Here is a 19,570-nt window from a genome sequence, read left to right as displayed (position 1 = left end):
GCACCTGTTGGGTGACCCTCGTTATGTGGCGGGGGGGGGGGCCCCCCCCCCCGCGGGCCGCGACCGGGTCGCTCACTTCTGCTCGCGGATGGTCTGCTGCACGCGCGCCAGGATCTGCTCCAGTTCCGGACCCGCGCGGTTCACCTCGACCGAGGTGCCCTTGGAGGTCTCCGACACGGCCTTCTGCACCTCGGGGTCGTGCCAGATCTGGACCAGTTTCAGGTAGGTGGCGTTGTCCTTGTCCGCGCCGCGCGTGACGAAGGTGTTGATGTACGGCTCCGCGCCCGGGCTCTTCGGATCATCCTTGTACAGCGCCGAACTCGGGTCGATGCCCGACTTCTGCAGGAAGGTGTTGTTGATGATCGAGCCGTCCACCGACGCCAGCGACAGCGCGGTCTGGGCGGCGTCGACCGGGGTCACCTTGACCTTGGACGCGCCCTTGTCCACGTCGGCCGGCGAGGGCTGGCGCACATCCCCCGAGAGCTTCAGCAGCCCGGCGGACTGCAGCACGAACAGCGCCCGCGCCTGATTGGTGGGGTCGTTCGGAATGGCGATCTCACCGCCCTGCGGGATGTCGGCGAGGGTCTTGTGCTTCTTGGAGTACAGCCCCAGCGGCACGATCTGGGTGGCCCCGATCGGCGTCAGATCCTCGTTGTTGGCGACGTTGAACTGCCCCAGGAACTGCAGGTGCTGGAACAGATTGACGTCGATCTGCTTCTGCGCCAACGCCGTATTGGGCTGCGAGTAGTCGGAGTACCGGGTGATCTTCAGCGTGATCCCCTGCTCCTTCGCCTTGCTCTCGAACACGTCCCACTGCGGGTCGGACTCGGTGGTGCCGATGCGCACCACGTTGCCGGATTCCTGGTCGCTGCCGCAGGCGGTGAGCCCCAGCGTCGCGACGGCCGCTACCAGTACCGGGATCGCCAGTACCCGATGGAATTTCACTCGCGCTCCCGCATGGTCGTCGAAACTGAACCCGACCATGCAAGCCCACCGGCAACCGCCCGGCAATGGTTGCGATCCCCCGGATCCGAACACCGTCGCCCCGGACGGTGGACCCGTGGTCATGCTCGACGCAGCACCACCTCGGCGGTCTCGGTGATCCCGAGGTGGCGGGCCAGATCGGCGAGGAGACGTTCGGGGTCCACGATTGCCTCGGGCGGATGCACCCCGGGACGGCGCGCGGTGCCGTCGACGACCTGGGACAGGGCCAGCGCCAAGGGAACCCCGGTGACCGTGGCCATGTCGGCGGTCAGCGCGAACCGCTCCAGCCGCTCGGGCAGCCGGGCCAGCACCGTCTCCTTGCGGCCTTCCCGCGTGCCGGTCGCCACCGCGAAGAACGGCGGCAGCGTGCGGGGCGCGGCGAACCACAGCGACGCCACCGCCGCCTTCAGCCCGCGCAGCACCCCGGGTTCGAGGACCAGCGCGGCGGCCTCGGCGTTGGTGAGCTTGCCGGCGTCGATGTCGCGGCGCAGCGAGTCCAGGTAGGCGGCCGTCGCGGGTTTGACGATCATGAGGTTGGCCGACTCCCCGATCGGGCGCAGCGTGCGATGCAGCGTCACCGGCTCCGGGTGGCCGCAGGTGTACGCCGTTCCGCCCAGCCCGCCCGGCAGGTCCAGCCGCACCGCGCGCAGCGGCCGCCGCCGGCTCACCCGCCCGTCCCGCACCTGCGCGACGGTCCCGCTCACCTGCTGCATCCAATGCACCACGGCGGCGGACGGTTTCCCGCCCGGCCCGGACAGCTCCGTCCAATCCGGGTCCATGCCCCCGGCATCCACCGGCCACGCGGTGTAGACGTCCCGCAGCACCTCGAACCGCCGCGCCGCCGACAGCGCCAGCAGGTTACTGACTCCCGGGCTGGCCCCCATCCCCACGATCGCGCACACTCCCGCCTCTCGCGCCCGCTCGTCGAGCCCGAGCATGTCCAGCGTCGGCTCCCAGTCGTCACAGATGTCGAGGTAGTGCACCCCCGCCTCGATGGCCGCCCCCAACACGGTCAACCCGAACTCGTAGTACGGCCCCACGGTGTTGAGCACGACGTCGACGTCCCCGAGCGCCTCCCGCAATTCCCCCGCGTCGGTGATGTCCACCCGCACCGCCCGCACCCGAACCCCCGCCGCCCCCAACCCGGCCGCAACCCGCCGCGCCCCACCGATATCCCGGTCCGCGACAACGACTTCCGTCACCCCCGCCACCCCGGCGACGGCCCCCGCCGCCGCGACCCCCATGGCCCCCGCCCCACCCAGAGCCAGTACCCGCATAACGCCCTCCCAAGATCGAAACGTTCATATTGTCTACGATCGACGGTAGCACGAACGTTTACTTGGATACGAGGATACGACGGGCGCTCGGTTCTCCGGCGACCCGCACGACAGGCCACGAACCGCCGATGCCCGCCGGCCACCACACGGTGGCCGCGAACGGACTCGTCACCGTCCGACGGCGACCTCGTCCAGCACGTCGGCGTACACATCGAACAGCTGAATCGACTCGCCCGCACGGGCTTCGATCAACTCCGCCCAGCACCGCGCCACCGTGGCGCGCGCCGTCGCGCCCGGCCACGGCGCGGGCAGCAACTCGGGCGGGAGGAGGGGGTCGGGATCGGTCGCGCGGGAGAACTCGGCGGCGAGCTCGATCGCGATGGTCAGGTAGTCGGTCCGGGTGAGCGGCTCGTCACCGCACAGGCGGTCGAGGTGCCGTTCGGCGGCGGACAGCAGGCGGCGCTGGCCCGCCGCCAGGCGCTCCAGCGGCCACAGGCGCGCGGCGAGTTCGCGAGGCGCGTGTATCTCCCCGACGCGCAGATCCGTGGAGGTCATGGTGCTGAGGTAGCCCTCGACCTCGAATTCCCGTGCGGCGGCGTGTATCCGCGACTCCCACGGGTTCGCGCACACGTACAGCCCGCCCTGAATCGCGGCCCCGCCGAGGTGAACGATCGTGTCCCGCATGGCATCGCGGGCCTGGCGGGCGGTCTCGGGCACCGCGAACGCCACCAGGCGCCACACCCCGTCCCAGGGCGCGTCCCCGCGATCCTGCGCGAACATGTACCGCAGGTAGTCCGCGTTCGGCGCGACCGACCGCCGCAGCGCGTCGGTCGCCCGCAGCACCGCCTTGCGCCCGCGCCCCTCCTGCACGACCTGCCCGTCACCGATCAGCCGGCGCACACACAGCCGCACCTGCTGATCACTCATCCCGAGCGCGTTGCCGACCGCGTACAGCTCCCCGGCATCGATGGTGGAATCGGCCCGCAGCATGCTCTCGACCAGCGTGCGGGTGGGTATGCCGACGCTCTCGCCGTCCTCGCTGCCCACCGCACACCCTTTCCGATCCCTCGGTCGCCGGCCCCCATCCTACGATCGCGCGACTCCCACCCGGCCCGCCGGGCACACGGCCGTCACGTCACCGTCGCGCCGGTATCACCCGCCGGGCCGGACGCCCGTCGACTCACTCACCGCGGCCGCGCGCGATCTTGGCACGCGTCGCGGCGATGATCGTGAGCACGATGACGGTCATCATCTGCAACGCCGACCACGGCTCGGGTTCGGGCAGCGGCTCGCTCGCCGGGAACGCGCGCGGCGGCGGGGGCACGACCCGCGGCGGGGGCGGCAGGAACGGCACGAGCTGCAGGACAACCGGAATCACCTCCGGCGCGGGTGCGGGGGCCGCCGCCGGCGAGGCCGGGAAACCGAGCGGGATACCGGGCGAGGCCAGCGGCATGGGCAACAGCAGCAGACAGGTCAGCCCCGCGCTGCCGAGGACCGCGCTGCCGACCACCACGCTGCCCAGCCCGCTCGAGCCCGGCCCGACCAAACCGCTGGAGCCCGGCACGAATCCGGGTCCGATGAGCCCGGAACCGAAGCCGCTGCCGGTGACTATGCCCAGCGCCAGGATCGCGCTGCCCGCGACCGCGCTGCCGGTGCACGCGGTCAGCACGCTGCCGTTCTCGAAGCCCAGGGATTCCCCGAGCGTGCCCGGCGCGGCCGCCGCCGCGTGCCCGCTGGTCAGCGCGAGCGCCTCGACCGCGTCGAGCACCGGCTCGATGATCCCCGCCGCACTGCCGGTCTCCAGTGGAATGCCCACGGCGGCAGCGGCATCGGGCAACCCCAGCGCACTGCCCGAGGGCGCCCCGCCGCCGGATCCGCTGCCCGCCGACCCGCCGGTGCCGAGTCCCAGCGCACTGCCGGACGGCGCGTCGATCGCACCCCCCGAGGATCCCTCCGAACCGGCGCTGCCGCTGAGGATCTCACCCAGCGACGGCAGATCCGGCTGTGCGAGCGCCGTTCCCGGCTGCACCGCGAGTAGTAGTGCGGCCGCGGGCACCGCCGTCGCCATCGCGAGCCCCCGTGTGGCTCGCCGTTGTCGCCCCATCGTCTGTCTCCGAATGCCTTGTGCGAGTGACTCGTCCGCCCCGCCCGATCAGCGCGGGGTCACGCTGATCGCGGGGTCGACCTGGACCGCGGGTTCGGGCGCCGGAATCTGCTCGAACCGCGAGATCGCGAGCTCGTAGGCCTCCTTGGAGATGACGTTGCCGCCGCCGAAGGGCCGATCGAGCTGATACACCGCCAGAATCACCGCGCCGACCACGAAGCCGAACAGCGCGGTCATGAGAATGCTGCGCTTGGTGACCGCCATCCCGGACAGCACCGTGCCGACCAGCAGCATGCCGGTGCCGAACCACAGCGCCACGTACATGAAGGTGGGCAGCCGATACTCGGCGTCCAGCGCCCGGTCGTACCTGGCCTCGGCGATGACATCCAGTGCGCCGTCGGCCTTCTCGACCAGATCCTTCACATCCGGATCGGTCGAGCTCACCGCGCCCACCGCCGCGCGCAGATCGTCGAAACTGGCCTGCGTGGTCTCGCTCAGCGCCGCGTCCACGTCCATGGATTTCCACTCGTCGGTGATGACGCCTTGCGTGTACTCCTTCACCAGGGACTGAATCTGCGCGCGATCGGACGCGGGCATATCGTTGGCCGCTTCGTACGTGACGACCAGGGCTTTGCCCTCGGCCACGGTGTGCGCGTGCGCATTGTCGTATTGCTGCCAGAGAATGACGACCACGAAGGCCACAATGGCCGCGAAGAACATATTCACCAGGTCCAGCACCATGGTGCTGGAGGCCTCGTCGTCCTCGTGCCGCCACCGCTTGGGCCGCATCCGATCGCCGAGTACGAATACGGCGACCGCCACCGCCGCGAACAGTATGAGAGCACCCATTTGCAACGCCATACTCGACTCCGCCTCCCAGGCCACGGGGGAACTCATTCATGAACATATTCGGGGCTGCGGGCGGAGCGGATTGCGTACAGCAACTAAACTGTTATAGCGCAATCGAATTCATATAAACGACCGTCCGGTCGGTCTCCATTTCCGGATCGATAACCCATCGACCCATTCTTCCGATTCGGCGCATATCGACGGACCACGAATCGAACGACGGCGGCGGTATCACCGGTCCGGGGCCGGGCCGATTCCGAAATCGGCCCGGCCCCGGCGCATTACGCGGACAGCCTGTCGTACACCGTGATCCACTGCTCGGGATGCACGTACCCCACCACGGTGTCCGGTGCGATCCCGGCCGCGGCCAGCGCCGCGTCCACGCCCCGGTATCGCGTGCGCAGCGACGCCCGCACCGATCCGCCGACCCCGGTGAAGCCCAGCTCCACCAGCGCGGTGAACCCCGCGCGGTCGCGCACCAGCGGTTCGGCCCGGCGCTGGATCCGCAGGATCGCCGCGTCGACGGCGGGCACGGGCCGGAAGCTCTCCCGGCCGACGCCCGCGCGCAGTTCCCAGCCGAACCACGGCCAGGTCGCCGCGGTGACCAGGCTCCAGCGGCCGTAGTCGCCGGTGCGCTTGCGCGCGTACTCACGCTGGGTGAGCAGCGTCGCCGAGGTGAGCGCGGGTGCGTTCAAACACCAGTCCACGATCGCGGCCGTGCGCGAGAACGGGATGTTGCCCACCACCGCGAACGGCTCGCGCGGCGGTCGCGCCCTGATGAAATCGCCTCGGACGACGCGGATTCCACCGTCCGCCCGGGTCCGCGCGGACAGCTTCGCCGCCAGCAACGGGTCGATCTCGTACGCGATCACCCGCGCGCCGCGTGCGGCCAGCGCGCGGGTCACCGCACCGTCGCCGGCGCCGGGTTCGAGTACGACCCCGCTCGGTTCGGCGGCCCGCACGATCGATTCGACGGCGCGCGGGTCGACGAGGAAGTTCTGCGACAGTTCGCGCCGGGCTCGGTCGCGGGGTGTGTGCCCGCCGCTCGCGCCGACCTTGCCCTGGGTATGGGAGTAGTTCCGGTATCCGGAGGTATGGGATGAGAATTTTTGCGCCACAGCGAGTGCCCTTCCGGGTCTTCGAGAGGAAAGAGGTCTCGAAGGGCCCTGGGCGCGCCTGCGGACGCGCGAATGACGCCTGCGTCCGCTAGCGGGCCAGAGCCCGGTCGGAACGCAAACGCACGAAGAAGTGACATGCCATGGCGCTCACCCTAGGAACCCGCCGCGGCCCCCGCAATCGAATTACCGCACCGCCGGCCTGCAGCTCGTGCATCGCCGACACCTCAGCGGCGCCGCTCCGGTCTCAGCCCAGGGTGAATATCACGGCCGCGACGGTGACCGCGAGTTCCAGTGCGGCCCCGAGCACGTCGCCGTTCAGCCCGCCGAACCGCCGCACGCAGTGCCGCACCAGCACCCACACCAGCCCCAGCGCGAGCACCACCCCGATCGGCCCGAGCCACACCTCGCCGGTGACGAACACCGATGCCGCCACGGCGATCCCACTCCACCCGAGCACCGCGCCCGGCCCCTGCGTACCGGCGACCAGCGCCCCGAATCCGGCCCCCGGCGCGGCCTCGATCCCTCGCCGGCAGGCCACGACCACCGCGATCCGCCCGACCGCGACGGCGAGCACCACCGCCGCCCACCGCCCCGCCTCCACCAGCCCCGCGAACGAAACCGCCTGCAAAGCAATGACAAACACGAGCGCCGCCACCCCGAATGGCCCCGCCCCACCACTCTTCATGATCTCCCGCGCCCGCTCCGGCGGCCCATAACTCCCGAGCCCGTCGAAGGTGTCCGCCAGCCCGTCGAGATGCATCCCCCGCGTAATAAGCCCCAGCCCCGCCACCGCGACGACCCCCGCCAGCAAGGCCGCCCCACCGAGCACCTCGAGCCCCCACATAACCCCCGCGGCCCCGAGCCCGAGCAACACCCCCACGAGCGGCGCGAGCCCGATAGCCCGCCCCGCCCCCGCCCGGTCGACGTCGTCCGGCCCCCGCACCGGGATGACGGTCAACCACGAAACCACCAGCCGCACCGGGTTCATAGGAGCCCCCGGACACCACCGGGACGAATTGCGGCGATCGAGCCGGTCTCCACACCAGCGCACGACCGGTCACCACCGCACTCGAGCGGCAGACGCCCATCGCCGACCGGGGCTCGACGAGCAGGGGCACTGACGACAGGGCACTCCGAAGCCCCCACCGTTTCTCTTGCCGAGCCTTCTCTTGCCGAGCCTTCTCTTGCCGAGCCTTCGCCTCGCGTGCATGGCGACTCAGCGGCGGTACGCGAGAAGTTCGAATCACTGGAAGCCAGGCGAGCCCGGCCTTCGTCTCGCTTGCATCGCGGCTCACCGTCGGTACACGAGAGGTTCGAATCACCGGATGCCGTGCGAGCCCGCGCGGACATGACGTACCGCCCCGTCGACGCAGACCGGTTGGGGCACAAGCTCACCAACGTGCTTCCGCGTAAGCGCCGCGGGCGACCGCCTGTGACGCGACCGGCGGCCCGCGGCAGTGCTACTCCCGCCGGGCCGCTCGGCCCGGCGTTCGGCGCCGGAGCACTAGGCACCGGCGGGTTCGACCGTCTCGTCGGCCGTGCTCACGCCCGCTTCGGCGAAGGTCGCCATCTCGCCGAGGGTCGCGACCGCGGCGCGCAGGACGGGCAGGGCGGTCAGCGCGCCCGAGCCCTCGCCGAGGCGCATGTCCAGATCCAGGAGCGGTTCCATGCCGAGGCGGTCGAGCGCGATCTTGTGTGACGGCTCGCTCGAGCGGTGCCCGGCGACCCACCATTCGCTCGCACCCGACGCCAGCTGATTGGCCACCAGCGCGGCCGCGGTCACGACGACACCGTCCAGGATCACCGGGGTCCGGCGCTCGGCGGCCCGCGCGAGGAAGCCCGCCATCGCCGCGAAGTCGGCCCCGGACGCGGTGCGCAGCAGGTCGATCGGCTCCTTGGCGAAGGGCCGCGCCCGCCACATGGCGTCGCGGATCGCGGCGGTCTTGCGAATCCAGCCGGCGTCGTCGACCCCGGTGCCGCGACCGACCGCGACCACCGGTTCGGTATCGGTGATGGTCGCGATCAGCACGGTCGCGGGCGTCGTGTTGCCGATACCCATGTCACCGGCGATCAGCAGATCCGCGCCCGAGTCGATCTCCTCGTCGGCGATCGCGGCGCCCGCGGCGAGCGCGGCCCGCACCTCCTCGGCGCTGAGCGCGTCCTCCCGGTCGATGGACCCGCTGGACCGCCGCACCTTGTGCCGCGAGATCTCCGGCGCGGTATCCCCCTGCACCGCAATGTCTTCCACCCGCACGGTGGCGTCGGCGACGCGAGCGAGCACGTTCACCGCGGCCCCGCCGGCCAGGAAGTTCGCCACCATCTGCCCGGTCACCGCGCTCGGATACGCCGACACCCCGTGCTCGGCGACCCCGTGGTCACCCGCGAACACCACGACCCGCGCCCGCTCGAACTGCCGCGGCGGGCACACCCCCTGGCACGCGGCGACCCAGTTGGCCAGCCGCTCCAGCCGCCCCAGCGCCCCGCCCGGCTTGGTCAGCGACCCCTGCCGCGCCACGGCCTCGACCCGCACCGCCGCGTCCGGCCCCGGCACGGCCCCGAACGAGACCTCGGCGACCGCCTTCTTCGAGAAGTCCGGTCCCCCACCGGAGACCCCGGCGACACCCACTCCCGCATCGACCGCCACCGCGCCCGCCGCGGCAGCGCCGTTACCCGCCGCACCGGAAGCCTCGGCCTGAACACCGGTCGCCCCCGGACCACCGGCTTCCGCGGCCGCCCTCGAGAAGTCTTGCGCCACAGCGCCCCGCGCATCCTCGACCGCCGCGACATCGAAGTCCGCGGGCCCCGCCACCGGGGCATCCGAGGTCGAGAACGCCTGCGCGGCAGCCACACCCGCGGCCGCGCCGGCCACGACAACGGCCGCCCCACCCGCTGCGTCGGCCGTCTTCGACGGCGCCACCGCCACACCGCCCGCATCGGGCTTCACGCGCAGCGCCTGCCCCGCGACCACGAGATACACCTCGTCGCACACCTGCGCCAGCATCTGGTTCAGCGTGCCGAGCTCGTCCCGGAACAGCCGCCCCGACGGCGACGACGGCACCACGCTCAACCCGACCTCGGGGCTCACGATCACCAGTCGGTGCTCGTACCCCGACACGGCGGCGACCAGCGCCTCGAAGTCCGGTGCGACCGTCCCGCGCGGGGCGCCCCACGCCGCCCGCGCGTCCACGCGCGCGGTCAGCCAGGTCCCGAGGTCGTCGATCAGCGTGGCGGCGGCCGGCGTCTTCAGCGCGGCGACGGGATCGCCCTCGACCACGGTCCAGTTCCCGGGGCGCCGGGCGCGGTGCGCCGCAATGCGTTCGAGGAAATCGCGATCACCCGGGTCCGGCACCGCGGTGGCGATGTAGCGCACCGCCCCGCCCTGCCCGGCCGCGCCCGCGGCGGATTCGGCCAGTTGTTCCGCGAAGGCCGACTTCCCGGACCGGGCTCCACCGAGCACCAGCGTCCGCAGCGGTCGATCGGTTGTCTGAGCAGTGTGCGACACGACAGCACGTTATCAACCGCACGGCCGTCCGGACCGACTGGCACGACTCGCCACGCGCCGCATGACCGGAGCGGACGCGCCCCGCGCCCCGAACCGCCCGGATCCCGAGCCGACGCGCGCTAGGACACCCGCGCCCCGAACCGCCGCCGGTATTCCACCGGCGCGATCCCCACCTGCCGCTGGAAGTGATGCCGCAGCAGCGCCCCCGATCCGAACCCGCAGCGGTGCGCGAGCGACTCCAGATCCAGGTCGGTGTCCTCCAGCAATTGCTTGGCGAGCAGAATCCGCTGTCCGGTCAGCCATTTCACCGGCGTGGTCCCGGTCTCGGCCGCGAATCGCCGCGCGAAGGTCCGGGTCGACATGGCGGTGCGCTCGGCCAGCGATTCCACAGTGTGCGGCAGTTCGAGGTTTTCGCCCATCCAGTGCAGGGTGTCGCTGAGGCTGTCCGAACTGCAATCCACCACGGGCCGTTCGATGAACTGCCGCTGCCCGCCGTCCCGCTGCGGCGGCACCACCATGCGCCGGGCGACGGCGTTGGCCACCGAGCTGCCCAGTTCCCGCCGCACCAGGTGCAGGCAGGCGTCGATCCCGGCCGCGGTCCCGGCGCTGGTGATCAGGTTCCCCTCGTCCACGAACAGCACGTCGGGGTCGACGGTGGCCTGCGGAAACTGTTGCGCCAGTTGTTCGACGTACCGCCAGTGCGTGGTGCACTTGCGCCCGTCGAGCAGCCCGGCCAGTCCCGCCAGGAACGCCCCCGAGCACACGGTCAGCACCGTCGCCCCGTTGTCCGCGGCCGCGCGCACCGCCGCCACGACCCGGTCGTCCACGTTCTGCAGCGCCGCGAACGGAAAGGCCGGAATCGCCACCAGATCCGCGTCGAGCAGCTGATCGAGCCCGTACTCCGGCGTCACCTGGATCCCGGGGGTGGAGGTGCTCAGCGGCTTCCCGGCCTCGGCCCCGCACACCCGGAAGTCGAACCCGGGCAGCCCGTCCATCGTGCGATCGAGCCCGAAAACCTCACAGACCACGCCGAATTCGAACATGGCGAGACGGTCGTTGAGCACGACCGAGACCTTCGAAAGCATGGGCCCACCCTACCTGGCCGGATCTTTGCGAACAATGTCAGAACTGCCACTGTTGGCAGGAACTGCACTAAAGAAAACTTACTGCCATGCACCCGCTCGTCGCAATAACCACCGCCGGAACCGCCATGAGCGCGCTCGGCTACCTCACCTTCGCCGCCATGGCCCACGGCGCCACCGACACCCTCCGGAACAGCGAGGACCACGCATGACCACCATCGCCCCGCGCTACCGCGCCACGTCCCGTCCCGCCGCGACCACAGAATCCCAAGCAGCCGCCATGTTCACCCGCCTCGTCGCCCTGTTCGCCGCCGCCGGCCGCGCGGTGCCCTTCCACGCCGAATCCACCTGGCAGCGCATCGGATCCAGCGGCATCCACGATCGGGATCTCGAACGCGCCTCCCTGGAGCTGCGCGCCATCGCGTCCGTGCGCGAACACGGGTGAGCCGCACCCGCCCGCCGACGATGCTCGTGCACCGCGCACGATGTCCCGAAAAGCAGCGAGGCCGCCGGAATACCCGGCGGCCTCGCTGTTTTCGACGACTCTGCGACTAGACGCTGTCCCCGGCGCCGACCCGCGGCTTCGGCGCGCGCATGCGGCGAATCTGCGAGGCGCGCACGAACGCGTACCAGCCGAGGGAGAAGCTGGATTCCTTGGCATCGGGGAACCGTTCGCGCACACGGTTGTTGACGATCCGGCCGAGCACGATGCCCTCGATGATCATGAACAGCATCATGATCAGCATGCCGAGCGTCACGATCGCCTGCAGCGCCGGCGACAGGATCATGCTCAGGATCAGCACCAGCGCGAGGGGCATGAACAACCCGAGCAGGTTCCGGCGGGCGTCGACGATATCGCGCACGTACCCCTTCACCGGTCCCTTGTCGCGCGGCAGCAGGAACTGCTCCTCACCGGCGAGCATCCGCGCCCGGCGATCCTGCACCTGCGCCCGGCGCTCGGCCGAGGACGCCTTGCGCTCGGCCTTGGTCTGGGACCCCTTGATCTCCTTGCGCCGGGCCCGCGCCTCCTTCGAGGTCTTGGGCGCGGGCGCGACGGGCCCGCGCTTGCGGGCCTCGGCCTCGCGCCGCTTGGGCGTGGGACGGCCCTTACCGGCGGTCGACGGACGATCCGCGACCGTCGCCGTGCCACCGGCCTCGGCCGCTGGGGTCTCGGAGGGGCTGGTCTCGCCACGGCGCAGGAACTTCACGCCGACCAGGCTATTCGATGGCGTGTCCGGGAGAAAACTCCGGTCGGTCCGTTCTGTGTGTCATGCCGCCGACCGGCTACTCTGTAGCGACCACAACCCGTGGCCAGCCGCCGCCATAGCCGCCGCGTACGATTGGGAATAGCCGCCCGCGAAGGTGCGTTGACAGCGGACGAGCCGTGCGCTTCTCACGGGTTGAAAACAGGTCCTTTAGGAGAGTTCATGACTGTGCAGAACGAGACCACCACCGCTCATGGTGCGACTCTGACGGACGCCGCTGCCGCCAAGGCGAAGGCGCTGCTCGACCAGGAGGGCCGTGACGACCTGGCGCTCCGCATCGCCGTGCAGCCCGGTGGCTGTGCCGGCCTGCGCTACCAGCTCTTCTTCGACGATCGCAGCCTGGACGGCGACCTGGTCGTCGAGTTCGGCGGCGTCAAGCTCGCGGTCGACCGCATGAGCGCCCCCTACATCCAGGGCGCCTCGATCGACTTCGTCGACACCATCGAGAAGCAGGGTTTCACCATCGACAACCCCAACGCCACCGGCTCCTGCGCCTGCGGCGACAGCTTCAACTGATCTGAACGAACCGGCGCGGAACATCTCCACGGAGATGTTCCGCGCTGTCGTGTGCTCGACCCAGTGTATTTTCGAAGTGCGGCCGTGACGTACAGCACGTTCCGCACCCTCCCACCGCCGGCTCGCGTCCCGCACCCAGGTGTGCGCAGCGCATGTCACCTGAAGGATTGACGCCCGTGACCATCGCCGTGTCCGCCTCGATCGCCACCGATCACCTCATGCGTTTCCCGGGGAAGTTCTCCGATGTGCTGCTCGCCGATCAGCTCCAGCACGTGTCGCTCAGCTTCCTCGTCGATGATCTGGTGATCCGCCGCGGCGGCGTCGCCGGCAACATCGCCTACGCCATGGGCCTGCTCGGCCGGACCCCGCTGCTGGTCGGCGCGGTCGGCCCCGACTTCGCCGAGTACCGGCAGTGGCTCGAGTCCAACGGCGTCGACTGCTCGGCCGTGCGCATCTCGACCGAGGCGCACACCGCCCGATTCGTCTGCACCACCGACGAATCCATGGCGCAGATCGCCTCCTTCTACCCGGGCGCCATGAGTGAGGCCCGCGAGATCGCGATCGGCGACCTGGCCGCGGGCCGCGAGCTCGAGTTGGTTCTGGTCGGCGCGAACGATCCCGACGCCATGGTCCGGCACACCGAGCAGAGCCGCGCGGCCGGAATCCCGTTCGCCGCCGACCCCTCCCAGCAGCTGGCCCGCCTCGACGGCGAGCAGGCGCTTTCGCTCATCGACGGCGCGGCGTACCTGTTCACCAACGAGTACGAGTGGGGCCTGCTGCTGTCCAAGACCGGCCTGTCCGAGGCCGAAGTCGGTGAGCGCGTGGGCATTCGGGTCACCACCCTGGGCTCGAAGGGCGCCAAGATCGTCGACCGCGACGGCACCGAACTGCACGTGGACGTGGTCCCGGACAACGCCAAGGTCGATCCGACCGGCGTCGGCGACGGCTTCCGCGCGGGCTTCCTCACCGGCCACTCCGCGGGTCTGTCCCTGGAGCGCTCGGCCCAGCTCGGCTCGCTCATCGCGGTGCTGATCCTGGAAACCGTCGGCACCCAGGAGTGGACCCTGGACAAGGATGTCGCACTGAAGCGCCTGCGTGAGGCGTACGGCCCCGAGGCCGCTTCCGACATCGAAGCGATTCTTCGCTGACACCTGCCGGACTTTTTCATACCGCACGCTGATCATGTGATCGGCGTGCGGTTCTTCTTGCGCCGGACCCGCACCCCGGTCACATAGCTCTTTCCCCCTTTCAGCACTCATCGAAGGACCTGATGATGGTGGTACGGATCGGCGTCGTCGATCTGCTCTCGATGTCGCCCGACAGCATGACGCGACGGGTGTTCCTCGACGCGGTCGCGGGAGCGACCGCCCAGCTCGACCCCACCGGGGTGCCGAACGAGAACCGTTTCGAAACAACGGTTTTCGGCATAGACCCGCGGGAGTCCGCCGACCTCGCCGACTGGGCCGGGATGGCCGAGATGGACGCCCTCATCATCAGCGGCAGTGAACCGAGCGCCGCCCCCATCGCCGCCGAACCGTGCACCGCGGTCGTCGCCCGCCTGCTCGCCGAGTGCGCGGAGGCGACCTCGCTGCTGTTCTCCTGCCAATCCGCCCACGCCGCACTGCATCTGCTGCACGGGGTGGACAGACACCGCCTGCCCCGCAGACAGCACGGGGTCTTCGCGCACACCGTCTACCCCGACCTGGGTTCGGACGCCGACGACATCACCCCGATCGGCCTGGCCGGCAACGGCATCGAGCGCCTGACCGCGGGCCTGACCGGCTCGGTGCCCGTCCCGCACTCCCGCTGGAACGTCATGACCTCCGCGGATCTGCGCGCGGCCGCGGTGCCGATCCTGCTCGATTCCGAGGCGGCCCAGTGGCAGCTGGCCTGCTCCCCCGACGGTCTGCGCCACGTCTTCCTCCAGGGTCACCCCGAGTACTTCCACGACACCATGGCCCGCGAGTACCGCCGCGATCTGCGCCGCTGGCTCGCGAACCTGGCCCTGCCGTTCCCGGACGTCCCGCTCGGCTACTTCCCCGACGAGGTCTACGCGGAGCTGCTGGACCACGCCGAACTCGTTCGCGCCCAGCGTGATCCGGCGCTGCTGGAGAACTTCCCGCTGCCCATGGACGGGACCGGGGTCGCCCGGGACTGGTCCGCCCATTCCCGCCTGTTCTTCGCCAACTGGCTCCGCTCGATCGAGGAAGCCCGCGCCGAACGGGAACTGCTGTCCGCGTAGCGGGCCGCGACCCGCTCGCGTGGCTGTGCGGTCCGAATGCGCCATCGCCGATCCGGGGCAATAGGCTGTCGGGCATGGGTTCCGACCGTTTGTACTTTCGTCAGCTGCTGGCCGGACGCGACTGGGCGGTCGGTGATCCCATCGCCACCCAGATGCGCAATTTCGCGTACCTGATCGGCGACCGCGACACCGGCGAGTGCGTGGTGGTCGACCCGGCCTACGCCGCGGCCGACCTGGTCGCCATCGCCGAGGAGGACGGGATGCGCCTGAGCGGCGTGCTCGCCACCCACCACCATCCCGACCACGTGGGCGGCACGATGATGGGCTTCACCCTCAACGGCGTGAAGGAACTCCTCGAGAACGTCGACGTCCCCGTGCACGTCAACGCCGAGGAACTCCCCTGGGTCGCGAACGTGACCGGCATCGCCCCCAGCGCCCTGACCGGCCACGCCCACGGCGACAAGGTCTCGGTCGGCGCCTTCGACATCGAGCTCCTGCACACCCCCGGCCACACCCCCGGCAGCCAGTGCTTCCTGTTCGAGGACCGCCTGATCGCCGGCGACACCCTGTTCGTGGACGGCTGCGGCCGCACCGACTTCCCCGGCGGCGATTCCGAGGCGATGTTCCACAGCCTCCGCAACCTCGCCGACCTCCCCGGCAACCCGGTGGTGTACCCCGGCCACTGGTACTCCGAGGAGCCCAGCGCGAGCCTGTCCCACATCCGCGAGAAGAACTACGTGATGCGCCCCCAGACCCTGGAACAGTGGCAGATGTTCATGCCCAGCTGATACGCCCGGCCGAACGCGCTCGCACCGAATACTGTCGATGCGGGCGCGTTTCGACATTCGGGGAACAGGGTCGGCACAACGGGGCGGCGACCATGGACAGCCGAGGCGCGATACGGGACAGCGGCGGAGTCGTCACCCGAGGCCATCGGGCGCCTCGGCGCATCGAGCGCCGGAAGCGGGCGGGCAGTCGCGCGGCGCCGTGGGTCATCGACACCGAATCCTGTTCCACACGAGCGCATTACCGGCCGGGATGGTCCTCGCCCCCGACGCGAAAGCACCGTGCCCGCCCCGAACATATTCGGGGCGGGCACGGTTCGAGCTTGCGGCCGATCAGGCCAGGGTGCGCATCCAGCCGTGGGCGTCGGCGAACGTGCCGCGCTGAATCCCGGTGAGGGTGTCGCGCAGGGCCATCGTCACCTCGCCCGGCTCGCCGCCGCCGATGGTGAACTCGCCGTCGGCGTCCTTGACCCAGCCGACCGGGGTGATGACCGCGGCGGTGCCGCAGGCGAAGACCTCGGAGATCTCGCCGGACTCCGCGCCCTTGCGCCATTCGTCGATGGAGATCGTGCGCTCCTCGACCGGGTAGCCGGCGTCGGCGGCCAGGGTCAGCAGCGAGTCGCGGGTGATGCCGGGCAGCAGCGAACCGGACAGCGACGGGGTGACCAGGCGGGCCTCGGAGCCGGTGCCGTAGACGAAGAACAGGTTGTTGGTACCCATCTCCTCGACGTTCTTGCGCTCGACCGCGTCGAGCCACACGACCTGGTCGCAGCCCTGTTCGGTGGCCTGCTTCTGCGCCAGCAGCGAGGACGCGTAGTTGCCCGCGACCTTCGCCTCGCCGGTGCCGCCGGGAGCCGCGCGCACGAATTCGGTCGAGAGCCACACTCGCACCGGCTTCACGCCGCGCGGGAAGTAGGCGCCGGCGGGCGAGCCGAGGAGCAGGTACTTGTACGCGGACGCGGGCTTGACGCCCAGCCCGGCCTCGGTCGCGAACATGAACGGCCGCAGGTACAGCGATTCCTCGCCACCGGCCGGCGGCACCCAGTCGGCGTCGACCTCGAGCAGCTGGCGGACCGACTCGATGAACAGCTCCGTCGGCAGCTCGGCCATCGCCATGCGCGCCGCGGACCGCTGGAAGCGCGCGGCGTTGGCGTCGACCCGGAAGGTCGCGATGCTGCCGTCGGCCTGCCGGTACGCCTTGAGTCCTTCGAAGATGGCCTGACCGTAGTGGAACACCATGGTCGCCGGGTCCATCGACAGCGGCCCGTAGGGCTCGACCTTGCCGTTGGTCCACTCACCGTCGCGGTAGTCGAGGGAGACCATGTGGTCGGTGAAGAACCGCCCGAATCCGGGGGCCGCGAGAATCTCCTGCCGTCGCTCCGCCGGTGTCGGGGCGGGATGCGAGATGCGGGTGAACGGCGCGGCAACTGTCATGACGTGGAGTCTAAATCGCCGCCGTCCGGAACGGGGAGCCGGTCCACCCGCGCCGTGTCTCGTTTGCCGGATCTCGCGGACGCGGCAGGTGATCCCGACCGGGCGGAATGCCGCCCACGCGGACGATCATCGGCTCGGCAGCCACCTGCGCTCGTAGCCGAGTCGGCGCGCCGCCCGCGCGAGCCCGCCCAGCACCACCCGCTGCACGCTCGCCGGGATCCCGGCCAGATACCCGTCCTGGTACTCCCACAGCAGGGCCAGGGCCAGCGGATTGCGCGGCACGCCCGAGCGCGTGGTGCGCCCCGCCGCGTCGAGCGCCTGCCACAGCCGGAACATCTCCCAGTGCCGTAGCGGCGGCCGGATCTCGTGGTCGATGACCACGCCCGGCGTCTCGCTCCAGAACTCGTGCACCGTCCCGGCGCCGGCCGCGAGCGAATCACCCTCGCCCACATGCTGTTCCACCCCGTCGATCCGGAACCGCAACCGGCCCGATCGCACGGTCCAGCGCTCGGCCAGCACCGGGTGCCAGTGCGGCCCCGCCTGCCGCCCCGGTGTGGGCAGCCGGTGTTCGAGCCGCAGGAACGGGCCCCGGTCGTCCGCTCCCTCCTCGACGAAGGTCACGGCGTGCCCGTTGCGAAAGGTGAGGGTCTGGTTGTCCATGTTCAATATATAAAGGTAACCTTCCTATTGTGTCAACACCCACCATGCTCAAGCTCCTGACCCAACTGACCCAGGCTTTCGAACAGGACCTGAACCGCGATCTCCGCGCGGAGCTGGACGAGAGCCTGCGCCCCGCCCACTACGCGGTCTTCCGCCACCTGTCCCCCGAGGGCTCACGCGTGACCGCCCTCGCCGAGTCCGCGGGCATGACCCAGCAGTCCATGGGCGAGCTGGTCACCCACCTGGAACGCTGCGGCTACGTCGAACGCACCGTCGATCCGGCCGACCGCCGCGCCCGCGTGGTGGTCGCCACCGAGTCCGGCCGCGCCGCACTGGCTCTCGCGGGCCAGCGGATCGCAGCGATCGAGCGACACCTGAGCGCCGACCTCGGCGAGGAGGGCCTGGCGGACCTCCGGTCGCTGCTCGCCCGCTCCCTGGGCGCGCTTCGCGGACACGAGAACCTCTGAGCACCTGCGGCTTCCGACGCCGTCGCCCAACTCCGGCCCCGAGTGGCTATGCCCGGAGATCATTCCGGAACCCAGGCTCGAGTGCAGAGGCTGCGCTACCCGGGCTGGGGCTGGGGCTGCGGCCGGAACTGGGGCAGCGGCCGAAACTAGGGCTGCGGCTCGGGACTGGACTTGCGGGCCGAGGCTTGGGCTTGGGCTTGGGCTTGGGCTTGGGCTTGGGCTTGGGCTTGGGCTTGGGCTTGGGATCAGCATCCCGCACACACAGCCGGCAGGGGTGATCCGCTCACGCCGATAGGCTGGGCGGATGCCGCCACGACCTCCCATGCCCACGCGGGCGTCCGTGCCCGCGCGCCCATCCGGCCTGTGGTTTCTCGCGCTCCCCGTGGCGGCGGCGCTCGCGGCGGTGCTGATCATCGCGTTCCAGGGACCGGACCGCATCGCCGGAAAGCCCATCCCCGCAGACCATCTCGGCTTCCAACCCACGAGCACGACGGCGACGACCGAACCGGCTCCCAAGAAGCGCGAAGAAGCCCCGCAGCGTTTCCCGGCGCTGACGCCGGGCTGGAAGACCGCCTTCGCCGTCACCCGCAACGCGCTCTACGACGTCCCGCCGGACTGGGCGTCCCTGGGGCCCGGCTGGGTCGGCGGCTTCGAGGGCAAGGAGTACACCCTCTACATGCGCGGCCTCGCCACGTTCGGGGAGGGGGCGTGCGGCGGCTACGACACCCAGGCCAGCGCCGGGATCGCGGGATCCGCGCAGAGCGACCCCGCGGCCGCGGCCCGCGAGGCGGCCCCGAAGTGGACGAAGGTCGCCCTCGAGGAGTCCGGCATGGGCGGCTGGAGCACGCCGACCACCTACACCGAAGAGCCGATTACCGTCCAGGGCCGCAACGGTTTTCACGTCACCGCGTCGATCGTCAATCAGGGCACGATCGACTGCGCGCGTCCGCCGACGGCGGTGCTGCACGTGGTCGCGATTCCGGACGGGAACGGCCAGACCATCCTGATGATCGTCTTCTCGGACCAGGACTTCGCCGGCGCGCCGACCGAGGAGGCGATGCGGCAGATGTACACGAGCGTGCGGCCGGCGGGGTTGGGCCGGGACGAATGCAAGAAGGACTTCGAGGTCGTCGGAACCTGGTGTTGAGCGGCGGGTTCGACCTCCCGGCACGTCTTCGGCCGATGATGCGCAGCCGCGTTGGCAAACCCGCCACCATCTCGTTCGCACGAGGGCGACCCGGCACCACCTCGTCAGCCCGAGGCTGAGGGGCTACCGAGTTACAGG

General features: G+C 70.6%; 20 protein-coding genes. 8 read left to right on the top strand and 12 right to left on the bottom strand.

Annotated features, from left to right (window positions below; all coding sequences use genetic code 11):
• Positions 1-72: 72 nt before the first annotated feature.
• The 9 genes from ACWIGI_RS32135 to ACWIGI_RS32095 all read right to left on the bottom strand — a co-directional run bounded on the left by ACWIGI_RS32135 (position 73) and on the right by ACWIGI_RS32095 (position 10,919).
• Positions 73-984 carry a MetQ/NlpA family ABC transporter substrate-binding protein gene (locus ACWIGI_RS32135; RefSeq protein ID WP_454206692.1) on the bottom strand — a complete coding sequence of 304 codons (912 nt, stop codon included), beginning with the start codon at positions 982-984 and terminating at the stop codon, positions 73-75.
• An 80-nt stretch (positions 985-1,064) separates the two neighbouring features.
• Positions 1,065-2,261 (bottom strand): saccharopine dehydrogenase family protein, encoded by a 1,197-nt coding sequence (locus tag ACWIGI_RS32130; protein WP_454206690.1) that lies wholly within the window; start codon positions 2,259-2,261, stop codon positions 1,065-1,067.
• Positions 2,262-2,429: 168 nt separating this feature from the next.
• Complete coding sequence (locus ACWIGI_RS32125; protein ID WP_454206806.1) at positions 2,430-3,251, bottom strand: PaaX family transcriptional regulator C-terminal domain-containing protein; 822 nt, start codon at positions 3,249-3,251, stop codon at positions 2,430-2,432.
• 190 nt (positions 3,252-3,441) lie between these two features.
• Positions 3,442-4,329, bottom strand: a complete 888-nt coding sequence (locus ACWIGI_RS32120; RefSeq protein ID WP_454206688.1) for a hypothetical protein — start codon at positions 4,327-4,329, stop codon at positions 3,442-3,444.
• 84 nt (positions 4,330-4,413) lie between these two features.
• The gene (locus ACWIGI_RS32115) at positions 4,414-5,214 is read right to left on the bottom strand and encodes a bestrophin-like domain (protein WP_454206686.1); all 801 of its coding nucleotides are present in this window, start codon (positions 5,212-5,214) and stop codon (positions 4,414-4,416) included.
• A gap of 281 nt (positions 5,215-5,495) precedes the next feature.
• Entirely contained in the window at positions 5,496-6,332 is an 837-nt protein-coding gene (gene erm / locus ACWIGI_RS32110) for an ErmE/ErmH/ErmO/ErmR family 23S rRNA (adenine(2058)-N(6))-methyltransferase (protein WP_454206684.1), read from the bottom strand.
• A 244-nt stretch (positions 6,333-6,576) separates the two neighbouring features.
• The gene (locus ACWIGI_RS32105; protein WP_454206683.1) at positions 6,577-7,320 is read right to left on the bottom strand and encodes an adenosylcobinamide-GDP ribazoletransferase; all 744 of its coding nucleotides are present in this window, start codon (positions 7,318-7,320) and stop codon (positions 6,577-6,579) included.
• 516 nt (positions 7,321-7,836) lie between these two features.
• Complete coding sequence (gene cobT, locus ACWIGI_RS32100) at positions 7,837-9,834, bottom strand: nicotinate-nucleotide--dimethylbenzimidazole phosphoribosyltransferase (RefSeq protein WP_454206681.1); 1,998 nt, start codon at positions 9,832-9,834, stop codon at positions 7,837-7,839.
• A gap of 119 nt (positions 9,835-9,953) precedes the next feature.
• Positions 9,954-10,919: a helix-turn-helix domain-containing protein gene (locus ACWIGI_RS32095; RefSeq protein ID WP_454206679.1), complete on the bottom strand. Its 966-nt coding sequence runs from the start codon at positions 10,917-10,919 to the stop codon at positions 9,954-9,956.
• 86 nt (positions 10,920-11,005) lie between these two features.
• On the opposite strand from ACWIGI_RS32095, the gene ACWIGI_RS32090 reads away from it, so the two are divergent.
• Complete coding sequence (locus ACWIGI_RS32090; protein ID WP_454206677.1) at positions 11,006-11,128, top strand: hypothetical protein; 123 nt, start codon at positions 11,006-11,008, stop codon at positions 11,126-11,128.
• Positions 11,125-11,361, top strand: coding sequence for a hypothetical protein (locus tag ACWIGI_RS32085; RefSeq protein ID WP_454206675.1), 237 nt, complete (start codon positions 11,125-11,127; stop codon positions 11,359-11,361). The genes ACWIGI_RS32090 and ACWIGI_RS32085 overlap by 4 nt, the downstream gene beginning before the upstream one ends.
• Positions 11,362-11,467: 106 nt before the next feature.
• Here the strand turns inward: ACWIGI_RS32085 and ACWIGI_RS32080 are convergent, their stop codons facing one another.
• The gene (locus ACWIGI_RS32080) at positions 11,468-12,124 is read right to left on the bottom strand and encodes a DUF3043 domain-containing protein (RefSeq protein WP_454206673.1); all 657 of its coding nucleotides are present in this window, start codon (positions 12,122-12,124) and stop codon (positions 11,468-11,470) included.
• 219 nt (positions 12,125-12,343) lie between these two features.
• Here ACWIGI_RS32080 and ACWIGI_RS32075 point away from each other — a divergent pair, with 219 nt between their 5' ends.
• From ACWIGI_RS32075 to ACWIGI_RS32060, 4 genes are all read left to right on the top strand, one after another.
• Entirely contained in the window at positions 12,344-12,697 is a 354-nt protein-coding gene (locus ACWIGI_RS32075; protein ID WP_354991175.1) for a HesB/IscA family protein, read from the top strand.
• Positions 12,698-12,873: 176 nt separating this feature from the next.
• Entirely contained in the window at positions 12,874-13,845 is a 972-nt protein-coding gene (locus tag ACWIGI_RS32070; RefSeq protein WP_454206672.1) for a carbohydrate kinase family protein, read from the top strand.
• A 125-nt stretch (positions 13,846-13,970) separates the two neighbouring features.
• Entirely contained in the window at positions 13,971-14,939 is a 969-nt protein-coding gene (locus ACWIGI_RS32065) for a homoserine O-acetyltransferase/O-succinyltransferase family protein (RefSeq protein WP_454206670.1), read from the top strand.
• Between the two features lie 74 nt (positions 14,940-15,013).
• On the top strand, positions 15,014-15,727 hold the full coding sequence (locus ACWIGI_RS32060) for an MBL fold metallo-hydrolase (RefSeq protein WP_454206668.1): 714 nt from the start codon (positions 15,014-15,016) through the stop codon (positions 15,725-15,727).
• A gap of 330 nt (positions 15,728-16,057) precedes the next feature.
• On the opposite strand, the gene ACWIGI_RS32055 is transcribed toward ACWIGI_RS32060, so the two are convergent.
• Together ACWIGI_RS32055 and ACWIGI_RS32050 are read right to left on the bottom strand one after the other, a co-directional pair.
• A complete protein-coding gene (locus ACWIGI_RS32055; RefSeq protein WP_454206666.1) occupies positions 16,058-17,158 on the bottom strand; it encodes a branched-chain amino acid aminotransferase in 1,101 nt (366 codons plus the stop codon).
• A 126-nt stretch (positions 17,159-17,284) separates the two neighbouring features.
• Positions 17,285-17,818 (bottom strand): cupin domain-containing protein, encoded by a 534-nt coding sequence (locus ACWIGI_RS32050; RefSeq protein ID WP_454206664.1) that lies wholly within the window; start codon positions 17,816-17,818, stop codon positions 17,285-17,287.
• Positions 17,819-17,847: 29 nt separating this feature from the next.
• Here ACWIGI_RS32050 and ACWIGI_RS32045 point away from each other — a divergent pair, with 29 nt between their 5' ends.
• Positions 17,848-18,285, top strand: a complete 438-nt coding sequence (locus ACWIGI_RS32045) for a MarR family winged helix-turn-helix transcriptional regulator (protein ID WP_454206662.1) — start codon at positions 17,848-17,850, stop codon at positions 18,283-18,285.
• 304 nt (positions 18,286-18,589) lie between these two features.
• Positions 18,590-19,432: a hypothetical protein gene (locus ACWIGI_RS32040; RefSeq protein WP_454206661.1), complete on the top strand. Its 843-nt coding sequence runs from the start codon at positions 18,590-18,592 to the stop codon at positions 19,430-19,432.
• Positions 19,433-19,570 lie beyond the last annotated feature (138 nt).

The sequence above is a fragment of the Nocardia sp. NPDC055321 genome (genome assembly GCF_053645575.1).
This window is presented reverse-complemented; position numbering and strand designations above follow the sequence as displayed.

What these genes read in the sequence shown, in the direction of transcription:
- ACWIGI_RS32135 (WP_454206692.1), bottom strand. Translation starts at nt 984, where the DNA reads ATGGTCGGGTTCAGTTTCGACGACCATGCGGGAGCGCGAGTGAAATTC.
- ACWIGI_RS32130 (WP_454206690.1), bottom strand. Translation starts at nt 2,261, where the DNA reads ATGCGGGTACTGGCTCTGGGTGGGGCGGGGGCCATGGGGGTCGCGGCG.
- ACWIGI_RS32125 (WP_454206806.1), bottom strand. Translation starts at nt 3,251, where the DNA reads ATGCTGCGGGCCGATTCCACCATCGATGCCGGGGAGCTGTACGCGGTC.
- ACWIGI_RS32120 (WP_454206688.1), bottom strand. Translation starts at nt 4,329, where the DNA reads ATGGCGACGGCGGTGCCCGCGGCCGCACTACTACTCGCGGTGCAGCCG.
- ACWIGI_RS32115 (WP_454206686.1), bottom strand. Translation starts at nt 5,214, where the DNA reads ATGGGTGCTCTCATACTGTTCGCGGCGGTGGCGGTCGCCGTATTCGTA.
- ACWIGI_RS32105 (WP_454206683.1), bottom strand. Translation starts at nt 7,320, where the DNA reads ATGAACCCGGTGCGGCTGGTGGTTTCGTGGTTGACCGTCATCCCGGTG.
- ACWIGI_RS32095 (WP_454206679.1), bottom strand. Translation starts at nt 10,919, where the DNA reads ATGCTTTCGAAGGTCTCGGTCGTGCTCAACGACCGTCTCGCCATGTTC.
- ACWIGI_RS32090 (WP_454206677.1), top strand. Translation starts at nt 11,006, where the DNA reads ATGCACCCGCTCGTCGCAATAACCACCGCCGGAACCGCCATGAGCGCG.
- ACWIGI_RS32085 (WP_454206675.1), top strand. Translation starts at nt 11,125, where the DNA reads ATGACCACCATCGCCCCGCGCTACCGCGCCACGTCCCGTCCCGCCGCG.
- ACWIGI_RS32075 (WP_354991175.1), top strand. Translation starts at nt 12,344, where the DNA reads ATGACTGTGCAGAACGAGACCACCACCGCTCATGGTGCGACTCTGACG.
- ACWIGI_RS32065 (WP_454206670.1), top strand. Translation starts at nt 13,971, where the DNA reads ATGGTGGTACGGATCGGCGTCGTCGATCTGCTCTCGATGTCGCCCGAC.
- ACWIGI_RS32060 (WP_454206668.1), top strand. Translation starts at nt 15,014, where the DNA reads ATGGGTTCCGACCGTTTGTACTTTCGTCAGCTGCTGGCCGGACGCGAC.
- ACWIGI_RS32055 (WP_454206666.1), bottom strand. Translation starts at nt 17,158, where the DNA reads ATGACAGTTGCCGCGCCGTTCACCCGCATCTCGCATCCCGCCCCGACA.
- ACWIGI_RS32050 (WP_454206664.1), bottom strand. Translation starts at nt 17,818, where the DNA reads ATGGACAACCAGACCCTCACCTTTCGCAACGGGCACGCCGTGACCTTC.
- ACWIGI_RS32040 (WP_454206661.1), top strand. Translation starts at nt 18,590, where the DNA reads ATGCCGCCACGACCTCCCATGCCCACGCGGGCGTCCGTGCCCGCGCGC.